The 16,084-nt window shown below is 49.1% G+C and carries 15 protein-coding genes; 12 read left to right on the top strand and 3 right to left on the bottom strand.

Translation table 11 applies throughout. From position 1 onward, the window contains the following. Positions 1-93: 93 nt before the first annotated feature. The 11 genes from AAHB90_RS28575 to AAHB90_RS28525 all read left to right on the top strand — a co-directional run bounded on the left by AAHB90_RS28575 (position 94) and on the right by AAHB90_RS28525 (position 12,553). A complete protein-coding gene (locus AAHB90_RS28575; protein ID WP_342088699.1) occupies positions 94-744 on the top strand; it encodes an ester cyclase in 651 nt (216 codons plus the stop codon). A gap of 17 nt (positions 745-761) precedes the next feature. Then, positions 762-1,109: an Atu4866 domain-containing protein gene (locus AAHB90_RS28570; RefSeq protein ID WP_342088698.1), complete on the top strand. Its 348-nt coding sequence runs from the start codon at positions 762-764 to the stop codon at positions 1,107-1,109. Positions 1,110-1,126: 17 nt separating this feature from the next. Further along, the gene (locus AAHB90_RS28565; RefSeq protein ID WP_342088697.1) at positions 1,127-1,564 is read left to right on the top strand and encodes a hypothetical protein; all 438 of its coding nucleotides are present in this window, start codon (positions 1,127-1,129) and stop codon (positions 1,562-1,564) included. A gap of 52 nt (positions 1,565-1,616) precedes the next feature. Then, positions 1,617-2,522 (top strand): helix-turn-helix domain-containing protein, encoded by a 906-nt coding sequence (locus AAHB90_RS28560; RefSeq protein ID WP_342088695.1) that lies wholly within the window; start codon positions 1,617-1,619, stop codon positions 2,520-2,522. A gap of 177 nt (positions 2,523-2,699) precedes the next feature. Next, positions 2,700-3,446: an SDR family oxidoreductase gene (locus tag AAHB90_RS28555; RefSeq protein WP_342088694.1), complete on the top strand. Its 747-nt coding sequence runs from the start codon at positions 2,700-2,702 to the stop codon at positions 3,444-3,446. 358 nt (positions 3,447-3,804) lie between these two features. Then, positions 3,805-4,419: an RNA polymerase sigma factor gene (locus AAHB90_RS28550; protein ID WP_342088693.1), complete on the top strand. Its 615-nt coding sequence runs from the start codon at positions 3,805-3,807 to the stop codon at positions 4,417-4,419. Between the two features lie 123 nt (positions 4,420-4,542). Further along, positions 4,543-5,652, top strand: a complete 1,110-nt coding sequence (locus tag AAHB90_RS28545) for a FecR family protein (protein ID WP_342088691.1) — start codon at positions 4,543-4,545, stop codon at positions 5,650-5,652. Positions 5,653-5,894: 242 nt separating this feature from the next. Continuing rightward, positions 5,895-9,161 carry a TonB-dependent receptor gene (locus AAHB90_RS28540; protein ID WP_342088690.1) on the top strand — a complete coding sequence of 1,089 codons (3,267 nt, stop codon included), beginning with the start codon at positions 5,895-5,897 and terminating at the stop codon, positions 9,159-9,161. A gap of 12 nt (positions 9,162-9,173) precedes the next feature. Beyond that, complete coding sequence (locus AAHB90_RS28535; protein WP_342088688.1) at positions 9,174-10,676, top strand: RagB/SusD family nutrient uptake outer membrane protein; 1,503 nt, start codon at positions 9,174-9,176, stop codon at positions 10,674-10,676. Between the two features lie 37 nt (positions 10,677-10,713). Then, on the top strand, positions 10,714-12,009 hold the full coding sequence (locus tag AAHB90_RS28530) for a DUF3472 domain-containing protein (RefSeq protein ID WP_342088687.1): 1,296 nt from the start codon (positions 10,714-10,716) through the stop codon (positions 12,007-12,009). Between the two features lie 13 nt (positions 12,010-12,022). Further along, positions 12,023-12,553, top strand: coding sequence for a discoidin domain-containing protein (locus tag AAHB90_RS28525; RefSeq protein ID WP_342088686.1), 531 nt, complete (start codon positions 12,023-12,025; stop codon positions 12,551-12,553). A 101-nt stretch (positions 12,554-12,654) separates the two neighbouring features. On the opposite strand, the gene AAHB90_RS28520 is transcribed toward AAHB90_RS28525, so the two are convergent. Beyond that, the gene (locus AAHB90_RS28520; protein WP_342088685.1) at positions 12,655-13,599 is read right to left on the bottom strand and encodes an NmrA/HSCARG family protein; all 945 of its coding nucleotides are present in this window, start codon (positions 13,597-13,599) and stop codon (positions 12,655-12,657) included. 113 nt (positions 13,600-13,712) lie between these two features. Between AAHB90_RS28520 and AAHB90_RS28515 the strand changes: the two genes are divergently transcribed. After that, positions 13,713-14,102: a winged helix-turn-helix transcriptional regulator gene (locus tag AAHB90_RS28515; protein ID WP_342088684.1), complete on the top strand. Its 390-nt coding sequence runs from the start codon at positions 13,713-13,715 to the stop codon at positions 14,100-14,102. 88 nt (positions 14,103-14,190) lie between these two features. On the opposite strand, the gene AAHB90_RS28510 is transcribed toward AAHB90_RS28515, so the two are convergent. Together AAHB90_RS28510 and AAHB90_RS28505 are read right to left on the bottom strand one after the other, a co-directional pair. After that, on the bottom strand, positions 14,191-15,432 hold the full coding sequence (locus AAHB90_RS28510) for a hypothetical protein (RefSeq protein ID WP_342088683.1): 1,242 nt from the start codon (positions 15,430-15,432) through the stop codon (positions 14,191-14,193). A 1-nt stretch (position 15,433) separates the two neighbouring features. Further along, the coding region (locus tag AAHB90_RS28505; RefSeq protein ID WP_342088682.1) for an RNA polymerase sigma factor at positions 15,434-16,084 on the bottom strand (651 nt) is incomplete at its 5' end.

The following is a 16,084-nucleotide window of genomic DNA, read 5'->3' as shown; positions in this document are numbered from 1 at the left end:
AAACGATAGCAAAGATGAAAACTGCATGGATTACACTAAACGCAAAAAACGCCGAATCTGCACAGAATTTGAAGGAATCGCTTTTGAACCTGCTTGCGCTCTCCGGCTCGGGAACCTGGCAAAGTTGCCTATGAGGTGTTCACGGCCGAGTCCGACGAAACCCAGTTTCATGTCAGAGAGTCTTGGAGCGACAGCAAGGCTTTTGAAGATCATTTGAATACACCCCAACTTAAAGCGTTCACTGCCAGTACCAATGATTGGCTATCCCTGCCGATGCAGGCAACAATGCTGAAAAAAGTAGAGCGGTTTGATAATAAGCAGGTTATAGAAAAGCTCTATCAGGCCGTCAACGCGAAGGATCTGGAATATATTCAAAGCCTTGGGGCGGATTTCAGTGAATGGCTTGACGTGCCTTTCGATTACACCACAACAGGCGAGAATGCGATCATTGATCCTTGGGTGAGCTGGTTTGGCATTTTTCCGGATGCTACCTGTGAAGTTAAAAGCCTCGTTGCATTTGGCGATTATGTGATCGCACAGGGGATAGGCAAGGGAACTCACAAGGGCATATTCCATTCACCGGCAGGAACCTTGCAACCAACTGGCGTTAGTATGCAGGTAAACTTCTGTGACGTCTACAAACTTCGCCAGGGCAAGATCGAGCGCGCTGATTCCTACTTTGATTTTTATGGACTGCTCCGCCAACTGGCTCCTGAGAAAATCAATGCTCGGGAAATGGTTTAGCAACGATGGCTAAGCTTATGAAAACCTTTCAGCTTGTCAGGGCAGGCGTATCGGCCGCCCTGACGATCTGGCTCATTCAATGTAAATCCAACCAACCTGTCGCTATGGACACCAAACAAACAATGCAGGAAAGTAAAGACTATATCGGCATGTGGATAACTGCCGATGGATACATACGCCATAACCTGTTGCCTGGAAACCGTTATGATGAGGCCAGGGGGAAGCGCGAAAGCGCCTACCGGGGTTCTTACAAAGTCACCGGAAACCATATTGACTACAAGGACGATACGGGGTTCACCGCCGATGGCGACTTCAGGGACGGTATTTTGTACCACGCCGGAATGGTACTCTATAAACAGCAATAACATGCCGTCATACTGATATGGAAGCGTCCGCCACCAACATTCTGGCCGGAAGGCTCGACAGCCGTGCCGGCAGCAGCCCGATCACAGCAGGGCTGCTGCCGGGCTATTGGGTGATCCAATATTTAACAGCGCCCGATCAGCTATTATTTTCGGGTGGGGAAGCTCTGCCGGCAGAAAGTGTAGCATTGGCAGGCCGGAAGGGGTACTACTGTGCATTCAGTCCCCTGTTCATGCCGGAAAGATTAAGGAGCCGGATTAAACGTCTTCCTGTATTTGCTCATCCGGATGAAGGCCTGGTCATCTTAAACGCGGCCGGGGCAGCTGCTGTGAGCCAGGTTTTTGAACTGCTGCTGGCGGAGGCGGGGTCCCAATACGATCATAAGCTCGACCTGATGCGTATTTATGTGATCCAAATTATCCATTTTGGGCTAAAAAACGCCGGTAGGAGCTTCTGAGGCGTCATTTCAGTTGTGTATCTTTACATATTCCCAAAGGTATTCAAACATCATGGCCAATACAGAAACACTTGAAGAGTTTTATCAGCACAAATTTTCGGGGACGCCGGCCAACATTCAGCGTGAGATCGGTGATTTCAATGTGTTTGTGGTTGAAGACAGTGTTAACCCTCAAGGGCAGGTAACGGTCCCATATGCACGCAGGGATTTTTACAAGATCAGCCTCATTACCGGCGACAACCTTTTCCATTATGCCGACAAGACCCTGCATGTAAAAGGAACCTCCCTGATTTTTTTCAACCCGAATGTCCCATACCGGTGGGAGATGCTTGCCGAGGGCAACACGGGGTATTTCTGCATCTTCAAGGAAGCATTTTTCATGGAAAAGCTCAGGAGCAACCTAGGAGAGCTGCCCATGTTTGCGATCGGTGGAAAACCTTCCTATATCCTTGATGAGCAAAAGAAGGATTTTGTAGGCGGCATATTTCGGAAAATGCTTGATGAAATAGGCTCTGATTACCGTTTCAAACAGGATTTGCTGGTGAGCTATGTGACCGAACTGATCCATTATGCATTGAAAATGGATGCCACTGAAACACTTCACCACCAGGTCAATGCGAATGCCCGGATCACCTCGATCTTTTCCGAACTGCTCGAAAGGCAATTTCCGATCGATTCGACCGATCAGCGTTTTACGATGCGCTCGCCGAAAGATTTCGCCGACCGGCTTTACGTGCATATTAACCATCTGAACCGCGCCGTAAAGGAAACGACCGGCAAGACGACATCAGCCCTGATCGCCACCAGGCTGGTCAGCGAGGCAAAGGCCCTGCTCAAACATACCAATTGGAGCATTGCTGAAATCGGTTATTCGCTGGGTTTTGAGGAACCGGCCCATTTCAACAACTTCTTTCGGAAGCATACAGAAGTGTCGCCTTCCGCATTCCGGTCCTTGTGACCGCATTCTTCTAACTTCGGTAGGGCTACTCTGACAGTAGCCCTTTTTTATTGTTTGTTTTTTGCAATTATCGGTTTGAAGCTTGCATCCGCAGGGCATAGGCGGCAGGCTACCTTTGTAACATCAGATCTGATCAAACAAATCAATATTCAATTGCATGTTTTAACAATTAAGACAATGGAAACGCAATCAAAAATCGCCCTGATAACTGGTGCTTCCAGTGGAATCGGCGCTGGCACTGCCAAAGTGCTGGCCGCAAACGGATTCAAAGTCGGCATCGCCGCCCGTAGAATTGATAAATTAAACGAACTGAAAAATGAAATCACAGCATCCGGCGGAGAAGCCTTACCTATTCAAATGGACGTTACTGATCCTGAATCCGTTAAGCGCGGCGTTGAAGAGCTTGTTGCTGCTTTTGGCACTATTGATATTCTGGTCAATAATGCGGGACTGATGCCGCTCTCAGACATTGAAAGCTTGAAAGTCGAGGAATGGAACCAGATGATCGACGTCAACATTAAGGGTGTGCTCAACTCGACGGCCGCCGTGCTGCCTTATCTGAAAAAGCAGAACTCGGGACACATCATCAATATGTCGTCGATCGCGGGCCGGAAGGTATTCAAAGGGCTCTCGATCTATTGCGCTACCAAATTCGCCATCGCCGCCTTTTCTGACGGTCTGAGAATGGAGCTCGCGCCAAAATTCAAAATCCGGGTAACCAACATTCAGCCTGGTGCCGTGGCAACAGAGCTGTACGATCACATTTCCGATCCGAAATACCGTAACGATATGGAAGAGTTGGCTAAGCAGATGACCTTTTTAACGGGTGAAGATATCGGTAACAGCATTCTATATGCGGTTTCGCAACCTGGCCATGTGAATGTTTCAGAGGTATTTGTGCTACCTACCGAACAGGGATGGTAACCTGGGCAAATTGGCAAAGGGCCGTAGTCCTGATTGGGGCTACGGCCTTTTGTTTGTTGTAGCTTTGCCCTCGGACCAACCTGTGGCTATGGACTGCTTAAATGGTACAAGCCGGGAAGTACTGCGCTCTGGCCTGTAAATCCGGTTTAACGATATTGCGCACACAGGCCATGCAATACGCCCCGGCCCGACAGCGCACGGAATGATTTAGCCGTAGCCGCGGACAGCCTCAAAAGAATTTGTTAATTTACATCGAGAAACACCGGAAACACTGCGCTCGACCGTCTGTGGCCCCGGGAATGGCTCAGAAAAGGAAATTCGACACCAAAGGACTGTCCTGGATACGGGGCACTTACAAATGGATTTTATCTACGCCACACAGGAACGGGAGATTAGCGATGAGCTTTGGAGTCAATTCAAAGCCGGTAATCCTGATGCTTTGGGCCGGCTGGCAGATATCCATCACCGGAGCCTGCTCAATTACGGGACCAAATTCTCCCGGGACCTGGAATTTATCCGTGATTGTATCCAGGACGTTTATCTTCAGCTATGGGAAAGAAAGCTTTTCCTCGCGGAGGACACGATGGTTAAACCTTACCTGTTCAAATCGTTACGTAATAAGATCTTCAAAGAAAGTGTTCGCCTGAAACGCCTTGGTGAATCATCAGAACTGCTGTTCGAACCTGAGGATTCTTCGGGGACCATCGAGAGCAGCCTGATTGAAGACGAGGTGCAAAATCAGGAATTGCATCGGCTTAATCAGATCATTTCCGGGCTTTCCAAACGGCAGCGCGAGATCGTTTATCTTCGTTATTACCAGGGACTCAGCAACGATGAGATTGCTGAAATTATGGATATCGGTAAACCCGGTGTGGCTAATCTCCTGTCCAAAACCCTGCGCGAAATGCGCGAACAATGGGGTGCTTACCTCTTGGCTTTTTGCAGCTATTTTCTTTGGCTAAAAGGGCATTAGGTAGCATTTAAATGGCCTTTTTAATTTTTTTTTGAAAAATAATGATGATAAACCGGTGATTCGCGGATAATCATACCAAAAGAGTGTGTTCGTGCACATCGGAATTCTGTCCAGCCACCATTTATGAGTAACCAAAGCAAAATAGGATTTGAAGAGTTGGTGGGTAACCACGCATTTCGCAAGTGGATTTTAAACCCGGCGGACCCTTCTGCGTCTTTTTGGGAAGGCTGGGTGAAAGAGGACGAAAGCAGGCGCGAAGCAGTGGAAAAGGCCAGGTTGTTTGTCCTGGCGCTGGAAGAACAGTTTGGGGAAATCACCGATGAAAAAATAGTGCAGGAAGATATCCGGAAGTTGATCGATAGTGTGAAAAAAATCAACGTCCGGACTTCCGTTATCCCGGGTTCGCGTCGCATTTGGAGCAAAGGTTATTTCTGGCGGATCGCTGCCTCACTGATTCTACTGGGAAGCCTGGGGCTATGGTATTCGCAAATGAAAAAGACCGAAGTGCCGGTTATCGTGCAGACTTATACGGGTTCGAAAAATACGGAATGGCTTACAAAAGTAAATAGCGACGATCAGACATTGACGGTTTTGCTGGGTGACGGCTCTGTCGTTATGCTGGAAAAGGGCGGAGAATTGATCTATCCTGCTGATTTTTCAGGAAGTAACCGGGCGGTGCATCTAAAAGGCGACGCATTTTTTGATGTAACAAAGGATGCACGAAAGCCTTTTTTAGTCTTCGCAGGACAAACAGTAACCAAAGTTTTGGGCACGAGCTTTCGGGTTAGGACCAACAAGGAGGACGGCGGTGTGCTGGTGGCGGTGAAAACCGGAAGGGTGTCGGTATACAACCAAAATGAGTTCACGATGGATGGCGCCGACTCGGCCACAAGCGTTGTGTTGACCCCCAACGAAGGAGTTGTTTTCAGCACAAAGGTCAAAAAGAATGAAAAGGAGGTTATCCGCGACCTGACGTTACTCGAAAGCTTACCGGATGATTCGGACGTAGTTTTTGAAGAACGGCCGGTTTCCGAGGTTTTTGACAGTATTGAAAAGAAATATGGGATCGAAATTGTCTATGATCAGGCTCGTCTGTCTACTTGTGTCGTATCGACAGTTTTCAGGGAAGAAGGATTGAAACAAAGGTTACATGCAACCTGCACGGCCATCGGAGCAACGTATAGCATAAAGGGTGAGAAAGTTACCGTGCATTTAGCCAAGGGTTGCAAATAAGAATGTGAATGAACTACCTAACTATATCGTAACCTCTAAACCGCATTCCTGCCTATGGATGAGTAGTATTCACAAAAAAAGCCAGCAGTGTTTGCCCCACTACTGACTTCCATTTTTCCCGGAGCTGTGCAAGCGTCCTTCGCAAAAAGGACACGGGAGCAATTTGTCCGATTCTGAAAAGAACAAATCATTTCAAAAGTATGAAAAAACGTCGACAAAGACCTCAGTTGTTACTGATAGCAATGAGAATTTCATTTTACCAACTTTTACTGGCTGGTTTGTTCGCGGGGATTTCGTTCGCGAACAATGCGGATGCGCAGGAGCTTTTAAAGCAAAAGGTGTCCATTCATGTTAAAAATCAGGAGATTAAAAGTGTTCTGAAAGAACTTGATAAAATTTGCGATGTACATTTTACCTATGCGCCGTCGATCTTTCCTGCCCGACATCGGGTAAATATTCAGGTAAGCAACAAGTCGCTGGCGGAGGTTTTGGATGAACTGCTTGTGCCACTGGAAGTAAGCTATCAGGTGGACGGCCAGCAGGTGATCCTCAAAAAGGAAGAAGCCGATCCCGACCCGATGTCCGGCGAAGCAAACAATGGTACCTCTCTGGACAAGCAGATCAAGGGGACCGTGAAAGACGAAAAAGGCGAGCTGTTGGCCGGCGTTACGGTCATGGTAAAAGGGTCGAATCAGGGAACCGTTTCGGATGCGGCGGGGAGTTTTTCGCTTAATGTGTCGGATACCGATGTGAGTACTGCCGTACTGGTTTTCAGTTTCGTGGGATACCAGTCCACCGAAGTTCCGGCCAATGGGCAAACGATTTTTGACATTACCCTGCAACCGTCCGTAAACCTGTTGGAGCAGGTGGTCGTAACCGGTTATGGGTCAAAAAAGGCGAAATACCTTTCCAGTTCTGTCGCGGTGATACCCAATGAAAAATTGCGGGATGTCACTTCGAATGAGCTATCGAGCCTATTACAAGGTAAGGCGCCTGGGGTAGTGGTATCCACCAGTTCGGGAGATCCAACCAGCGGGTCGAATATTCTGATCCGCGGGGCAGGTACCATTTCGGCGAGCACAGCCCCTCTGATCATTGTGGACGGAAATATCGGTGGTTCGTATAATCCTACTGATATCGAGTCTGTTACTGTATTGAAAGATGCCGCTGCTACCGGCCTTTACGGATCCCGGGCTGCGAATGGGGTTATCATCATTACGACCAAGATGGGAAAAGCCGGTAAGACAAAAATTGATTTCAGTACCACTTTGGGCTTTGCCAATGCGACAACGGGAAATTTCAAACTGATGAATTCCCAGCAGTTGTATGATTATCAGAAAACATTTTACGACCGCGATCCGTCCATCGTGAATACCAATACCGACTGGTGGGACCTGGCATTCAGAAGAGGTTTCGTGAATAGCTACACCTTGTCGGCGTCGGGAGGTTCGGAAAAGACCCAGTTTTATGTTTCGGGTAACTATTACAAGGAGCAGGGAACCGTTTTGGAAAATGATAAAACGGGGTATAATTTCCGGTCAAACATTACTTCTCAATTGACTAAAAAGTTGAAATTGAGCGTATTGTTTAATGGTATTTTCACGCAGGACAATTACGAAAACAGTGGTACGCTTTATGATGCCTATGTAAACATGCCTTTCGACGCGGCATATGATGCGGCTGGAAGCCCTATCGACGGCCGGATAGCAACCAACTGGCAAGGAAGGGACCGCGAAAACTTTTTACACTCCCTTCCATACAACTACTCCAAAGCAAGAAGTCTGAATGTCAATACAGACGTGAACCTGGATTATGCCATCACGCCCAAGCTGACATTTTCGACTTATAACCGCGTTCGTTTTTTTGATTATAAAGACGCTAGTTATTACGATAAAAGAACAAAGCAGGGTGGTGCGAATGGGGGCGAACTGTACAATTCCCGGTCTTATACAAGCCGTATACTGACTTCGAACCGATTACGGTACGAGGAGAGTTTCGGATTGCATAACCTGGCAGTTCTCGCAGTGGGCGAAGCGGAGCGCAATTATTATGACGATGCCTCCATTTCTGGAAAGGGACTTCCCCCGGGAAGAGATGTAATGTCGGTGGCCACCGATATCATCAATAACCCGACGGGTGGCAATGACCAATACAGTTTCAGCAAATACCTTGCGCAGGCCGACTACAATTTTGACAACCGGTATTTCGCGATCGCGTCTTTTGTTCATGAATATTCTTCCAAATTCGGAAGCAATAATCCGGCAGGTAACTTTTATCAGCTGGGCGGCTCGTGGATCATCAGCAATGAAAACTTCATGAAGCAATGGAAAACCATCAGCTTTTTGAAACTCCGCGCCAGCTATGGAACGGTGGGTAATGCCGATGGAATATCCAATTACGCGGCACTAGGGCTATATAGTATCTCACAGGACGCCAGTTATGCCGGACTTCCCGGAGCGGCCCCCTCGCAGAAGGGCAACCCTGATTTATCATGGGAAAAAATGAAAACCGCCAATATTGGGGCGGAAATTGGGTTGTTCAACAACAGGCTCGATCTGACCGTCGACGCATATGAAAAAAAATCAAGTGCACTTTTGTACAAACAACCCTTGCAGGCTACAACCGGTTACAGCTATCGCTGGGTAAATGCGGGGGCTGTCAGAAACCGTGGTATGGAGTTCAGCGCAACTTCGAAGAATATCGTCGGCACCTTTAATTGGGAAACGAACCTGAATGTATCATTTAACCGTAACAAGGTTTTGGAGCTCAGCGACGGAGCGACGGTGTTTAACTCCGGTGCACGTCAGCCGATCGCAGTCGGACATAATATGGATGAATGGAACCTGCCCATCTGGGCTGGTGTGGATCCCGACAACGGAGATCCGTTGTGGGAAAAAATCGTGACCGATGCAGACGGCGCGAAATACAAAGTGTTGACCAACTCTTACAGTTCGGTAGCCACGGCGCAATCGCGGCAGTTTACCGGAACCTCGGCAGCTCCGAAATTTACGGGCGGGTTGAGTAACACCTTTTCTTACAAAGGCATATCCCTGAGCACGTTTTTCAATTTCGTATACGGCAATGAGATTTACAACAACAGCCGGGCGTATTTCGATAACGACGGTTTATACGAAAGCTACAATGCGATGGTTCTGGCCAAAGGGTGGAGCAGATGGGAAAAGCCTGGCGATATCGCCACGCATCCCAAACCGATCGTGGGTGGAAATCATGACTCCAATCAATCGTCGTCGAGATACCTGGAAGATGGAAGCTACATCCGTTTGAGAAACATCAAACTGAGTTATGCCTTGCCGGCAGTCTGGCTTGGAAAAAGCGGAATCTCTAATCTGAATATATTCCTGAGCGGAGATAACCTCTGGACGGCAACCAAATTCTCAGGCCCTGATCCGGAAGTGTCATTTACCCAAACCGATCTCAGCTCCGGGGTTTCCAGTTTCAAATATCCGATCAGCAAGAAATTTCTGTGCGGAGTAAATATTTCATTCTAAATCAGATAGGCGATGAAAGTGAACGATTTTTATAAATATATCCTGTCAGGCGTGTTGATATTAGGAGCGTCGGCCTGCGAGGAAACTTTTGCTCCTTCCACGGCAATCGAAGAAACCTCGGCGCTGACCAACGCGGGTGATGTTGAAACGGCAACCATCGGTACCTATGCGGTTCTGCGAAACCCGTCCTATGTGCGGAGCGTCCATTTTCTGACTGAGTTCCCAAGCGACGAGGTGGCTCAGGGACAGTCCTCTTCCGACGACCTCACCCGTGCTTATCGGTATACCCATATTAATACCTCCTCACACTGTACCAATTTCTGGGGGCAGGCGTACAAGGTAATAGCCGCAGCGAACAAGATCATTGCCTATGTGGCAGACGACGCATCTGCGGACCTGAAACAGCTTAAAGGGGAAAATTTGTACCTGCGCGCGATGATGCATTACAATTTGGTGCGCGTTTTCGGGCGGCCGTACCCGCAGGGCAGCGGCGCGGGCCCGGGTGTACCTATATTGCGGGACGGTCTTTCGGACGAAGAAACAACGGGCCTTTCCAGAAGCTCAGTGAAAGAGGTATATGACTTTGTGATCGCGGATCTTTTGAAAGCGGCTGATCTCATGTCGGTTGACAAGGGTAATTCCTTCGCTTCCAAAGAGGTGGCATATGCGCTCTTGTCACGGGTATACCTGTACAAGGAGGATAATGAGAATGCGGTTAAATATGCAGATCTGGTGATCAACTCCGGACGGTATTCGCTGCTCGACGGCGCCAATTATCAGGGATATTTCAAGATGGACCCTGAAACAAATCCTGAAACGATCATGTGCATCCGTCACACCAAAGTCCAAAACCAGGACTTCTCGGCGATTGGATCGATGTATTTCAGCGGTGATGTGGCTGGTAATCCGGCCGGACAGGGCGTCAGTGGTTGGGGCGAAATATATGCTTCCGAAAAGCTGGTTAACCAATATGCGCTACATCCCAAGGACTTGCGGAAAAGTTTTATCACGCCTTATCTATTAAATGGCGTGCTGCAAAAGAACCTGAAACTGACACCGCAGACGCCCATGTATTATGTCAACAAATACAATCTTCAGGAGAGCATTATCAATCTCAGCTCGCCGGTGTATTTGCGTCTTGCGGAAATGTATCTGAACCGTGCCGAAGCCAATGCCAAACTGGGTAAAACAAGCGCGGCGCTTGCGGACGTGAACATTATCAGAACAAGGGCAGGGCTGGGCGATGCACTTTATACGTCGCTCCCTACGGGTAAAACGGCGCTCGATATTGTATTGGAAGAGCGTTGGATGGAGTTGGCATTTGAAGGGCATCGTTCCTATGATCTTTTCCGCAACAATCGTTCCATGACACGGAATTATCCGGGAACGCATTCGCTGAATAACACTCCGACGACGAATGTCAATCAGACAGTGCCGGCTACCGATGCCCGCGTGATATTTTTTATACCGCAGGCGGAAATAGACAAGAACAGCAAACTAACCCAGAACCCGTAACTGTCATGCCTCATTTTAAACGGACGACAACATCTATATGAATAAATTGTGGTTGATTACTGGGCTATTTATATGCGCGCTGACGTGCGGCTATGGTTGCACCAACGGTGCTAAAATTGCCCCAAAGGAAGAGGCACAACCTGAGCCGACACCCAAAGTGAGCATTTCCTTAGCCGGGAATGCCTATATCACCAAAGGTGCTGCCGGGCAATCTGAAAAGATCACCAGCAAGGGACTTGTTAACTGGGCCACGCCTGGCGTTGTGACAAGCATCTGGTTCCGTTCGGCGCAGCCGGGAGAGCTTACGGTGTTTCTAAAGGCCGGCATTACCGACGGCGGGACAAGCAAGGTGAAAGTGAGTGTGAACGGAGCTTCTTTTGAGGTTAGTTTAGCGGGAGCGGATGCAAAAACCTACTATGCCGGGAAAGTGAATATCGCGGCAGCAGGGTATGTGAAAGTGGATCTGGAAGGCGTTAGTAAGTCCGGCTCCTCGTTTGCTGATGTGTCCGATATTCAGATTGGTGGGACTGCGGCCAACGGCGCGATTTACGCCAACGACCCAGAGAACTTCTACTGGTCAAGACGCGGGCCGTCGACGCATGTCAATTACACCGTTCCTGCTGGTGATATCGAATACTTTTACAATGAATTGGTAGTACCCGAAAAGCTGGATCAGATTGGTTCCTTTTTCATGTGCAATGGATTCAGTCACGGCTATTTCGGTGTACAGGTGAAATCCGAAACAGAGCGCTGGGTTTTGTTTTCTGTCTGGGACCCGGACGGCGGAACAACCGTGCCCGTTAAATCGGGAGAAGGCGTGGTGACAAAACGTTTCGGCGGCGAAGGGGAAGGTGGACAGAGCTATTTTGTCTATAACTGGAAAGCGGGTAATACCTATAAATTCCTGACGAAGGGCAAGCCGGATGGTAATGGAAACACGCTTTATTCTGCATGGTTTCGTGGACCAGAGCACGATAAGTGGCAATTTATGGCCACCTGGAAGCGGCCGTTGACGGCGACTTATCTGGCCGGAATTCATTCGTTCCTGGAAAACTTCATTCCTGAACAAGGCTATCTGGAACGCAAGGGAACCTGGGGCAATCAGTGGGTGAGGGACGTAAATGGAAAATGGACGGAGGTAACCGCCTTCAAGATGGGTGTTGATGCCACAGGTAAAAACAAACAAAGGATGGATTTCGCAGGAGGTGTAGAAAACGGCTGGTTCTTCCTCAGGAACGGCGGGTTCTTTAATACCTATGTGGATGCGGGAACACCTTTTACACGTCCGCCAGGGGGACAGCTGCCGCAAGTTGATATCGAAAGTTTACCTTAAAAATGGAGAAAAAATGAAAAAGAATATATTTCAACTAATGACGGTGTTGGCGGTAACCGCTTTGTTTATAGGCTGTTCTGATGAAAAAATGGATTATCCCCTGGCTGCCAAAGCAGACCGTTCGAGCTGGACCGTTACCGCGGTGTCCAGCGAACAGGGGGATGGCTCGGAGAATACGGGTTTAGCTTCGGCAGTGCTGGATGGGGATGTGAACACCATTTGGCACACACAATATGACCCCGAACATCCGGGGTATCCACATTGGTTTGTCGTGGATATGAAAAAGACCAACAAGATGATTTCAGTAGACTTGACGGCCCGCCAGAACAACAAGAATGGTTTCACCAAATTCAAACTGGAAGGAAGCGCCAATGGCGAATCATGGACAAATCTGGGCGAATTTAAATTCGTTCCGGCAACCATCACGCCCCAGAGTTTTCCGGTTTCCTCAGCCGCCGGATACCAGTATCTGAAATTCACAGCATTGGAAGGGCTCGCGGTGCATACGTTCCTGGCCGAAATGGAAGTATTTGTGAAGGAGTAAAGAGGGGCTGTAACTGAATTAGTCAATTGTAAATGAGGGTAACGAGCAGCATACTTTTCTGCTTGTTACCCTCATTTTTATTTTAACACATGATTATGCAATCAAAACGCCAGCTTTTCACCGTTCCAGTTGGTGCTTTGCAGGAATTGTTCCCAGCTGAGCGCGTGCGGGTCGATTTGCCGGCTCCACAACAGGTCACGATCCTTGCCGAAGTATCCATAATCAACGGCGTACGCTACCATTCCTGAAATCTCGCGTACCAACGTCTGGTTAGCGCCGAATTCCGGGAAATGGTACAGCAATTCCTCCGGTAAAAATGCCGGACTGTATGCTGCTTTCCTGCCCGTGACCTGCACGAATGTGTCGACCATCTCGCGGGGAGAAATGACGTCGCCGATAACCGGCAAGGACTTGCCTGCGTATTCGTCGGGCTTCGAAAATATTTCTAAAACAGCAGGTCCGGTGGCGGTAAGCGGGTCGACAAACGGTGCGCGGAAATCTTCGGGCAAGTAAATGGGGAAGATCAGCGTATCGCCTTTCATCACAGGGGTATAAAACTCGATCAGGTTCGTGTAAAAGAAAGCCATGTATATGAAGGAGCTCACGACCGGCAGCGTCCGGATGTATGCTTCGATGTTGGCCTTGTCGGTAAAATGAGGTGCAAACAGCTTTCCTCCGCTTATCTCATCCACATTTTCGAGGCTGCTGAAAACGATGTGAGATACGCCTGCATCCACCGCGGCATCGGCTAACTCCATCCCTAATGCCAGTTCATGGCTGGCGGGTGGAGTAATGTTGGGCGTCATCAGGAAAACGCCGTTGGAGCCCTGGAAGGCCTTGGTGAATTCGCTTTTGTACCCGGGTGCAAGCGGGATGCTCACCAGTTCCAACCCTAGTTTAGCCAGGTTGCGGGCTTCCACTGAATCAGCCCGGCGGGTAATGCCCCGGACGCGGTAACGCCCGCTTGCGAGCAAGGTGCGTGCTGCGCTGCGGCCTTGTTTGCCTAAAACGCCAACGATGGTTATGAGTGGTTTGTCAGAGTTCATACTTTTATTTTTTAGTAGTTTTTTAACTATAAATTTTATAGTTGCAAAACTATTTATAGCTCAATACCTTTGCAATAACTATCCTTTTGGATAGGTGGTTTAAAGGAAATGTTATGGGAATAGAATGTCAGGGTGATTTTGTAAAGATTGACAACAAGCTGTACCCCTGCACGGTAAGCGTAGCAATGGATTTGGTCGGCGGAAAGTGGAAAGTGGTTATCCTCTACCATTTGAGGGATGCCCCCAAGCGGTACAGTGAGCTCCGGAAGGAACTTCGCGGCGTAACAGAACGAACACTGAGCCTGCAATTGAAGCAATTGGAGGAGGATGGCCTGGTATCGCGACAAGTCTATGGTGAAAAGCCACCCATTAAAGTGGTATACAGTCTCACCGACTTCGGCAAATCTTTCGCACCTGTGCTCGATGCTATTCTTGGCTGGGGAAACCAGATCGCCTCACAAAAAGGAGAATTTGTCAGTGCATCGATGGTGGGTCAACATTAGTACAGCCGCTGAATGCCTTTTTTCCATTGCTTTAATGCGTTACGCCATCAGAGTTCTGATGAACGAATTGAATAGCGACCCGACTATTTTACAGTGAATTACCTGTTTGCGGGAAAATTTTCCTGAGCGGGCTTGTCAGTCGCAGTTGAACACCTACTGTGGTAAGTTGTAGTCGCTCGGCGGTGCTTGCGCCGAGCGGATATTTGATGAAGGGCTCTATTTCTACGGTCGTGTTCCGCCATTGATAGCTGACTCCCAGCCCGAAATACAGCGGGCTGCCGACAGCCAGCGTATGTTTTTTGTCATTCTCGGTGACCGAGCTTAGCTCTTCGGTGGTTTGGGTGGAGAGCAGTACCGGCCCGCCAGCGGTTTCCGCAAAAGTTTCTATTGTCCGCCGGGTCTTATAAAGGTAGTCGGCCTGTTGGCCAACACTACCTTGCAAGGCAATCCCTGCTGCGGCAGTGAATCCAAAGTTTTTGAAAGTCCTTAGTTCGTACCGGACTTGTAAAGGGATTTCCAGATTGACCCATTGATAACGAACGTGCTGTAATTGTGCAAACCCTTCGGCGGCAGTCAGGCGTGTGGGCTCCTCCACATTCAATGACTGCTTACTTCCGGAAACACCGGATATCAATGCGATTTTGGCGGACAAAGGCAGTAGCAGCACGCCGCCAACGCCGAAGTTAAGCTCCGTGTCCGTATGCGTAGCCCGGTTCGATTGCTGCGATAAGGCGGCACCCCAGCGAATGATCCGGGCAGGTTGTGGCTTTGGATGAATTGGTCTGTCGGGCGGAGAGATGTACAATTTGCTGAATCGGGCGGGAAGCGTACTGAAAGGCCGCGAGCGTAACAAGTCGGGACGAGCCTGGTCGCGCGTCCGCTCATTACTTATTACCGGAGACGGATATGCTGTCAGTTGGTTGCGCGCCGCATTTTCAATGTCGGACGGGCTGGCAAACCGTTTTCCTGGTTTTGAATGTATTTTCTCTGATTTGACTGGCTGATGAGGCTCTGTTGTGGGTATCGACCCGAACGTGGCTTCATCCGGCGGCACGGTTTTCGCCTTACCTGGATGCCCGCCATTCATGTGCTTTCGTGCAACGGGGTATTTCACCGGCTTGCCCCGGTCTGCGATGCGGGTTGTAAGCAAGGCCGTTCCAAGGATTATCAAAAAGGCCGCCGCGCTGAGCCAATAAAGCATTCTCCGTTTTCTGCGGTTCCTGGCAGCACGGAACAACTCAAAATGCTCCCAGGCCTCCGGCCGATAGGGTTCGGAATGGTTGCGAAGCTGACCAAGCATTCGCTTGCCTATGGGTTCTTGATCGGACATTTTAATGGCTGCCGTTTTGTATGGTGATCATTTTTCGCAGGCACTCTTTGCCCCTGGCCAGGTACACCCTCGAAGACGAGGTCGAGATATCCAGCATTTTCCCGATTTCCTCGTGGCTGTAACCTTCCACCTCGTACAAATTGAATACGACTTTCCATACCGGCGGGAGTTTATCGAGCAAACGCAGGATTTCTTCCACTGAATGGCTATCGCCGACCTCGTCTGCGGCCATGTAGCTGTCATGATAAGCGTCCAGGCTGGTCGCCAGGTAGTTTTTTCTTTCTTTTCTGAAATAGTCAATAGCTGTACGAACGACGAGCGCCCGCATCCATGCTTTGAAGGAATGCAAGCCCGCCAGCTGCCGGGGCAACTGTTCGAATATTTTGAGAAAAGAATCGTTGACGGCCTCCTGAGCGATTGCCTGACTGGGCAGGTACCGGATGCTTATTCCCATTGCCAAACCAAAAAATTGCCTGAACACCCATTGCTGTGCTTTGGGCTCCCGGTTGGCGCAGCGCTCGATCCAATGTTTTTCATTTGTTGTACAATCAGATAGCCATTCCACAATAAGAGATAACGTTGCCGGCCCCCGGCGCCCCGGGGGCGGGGGGGGTGGTGTGTTTTTAAAGGGGCGGGTGGTTTTTTTGTTTTG

It is taken from the genome of Dyadobacter sp. OTU695 (assembly GCF_038440355.1).
Lineage (GTDB): Bacteria > Bacteroidota > Bacteroidia > Cytophagales > Spirosomataceae > Dyadobacter.
This window is presented reverse-complemented; position numbering and strand designations above follow the sequence as displayed.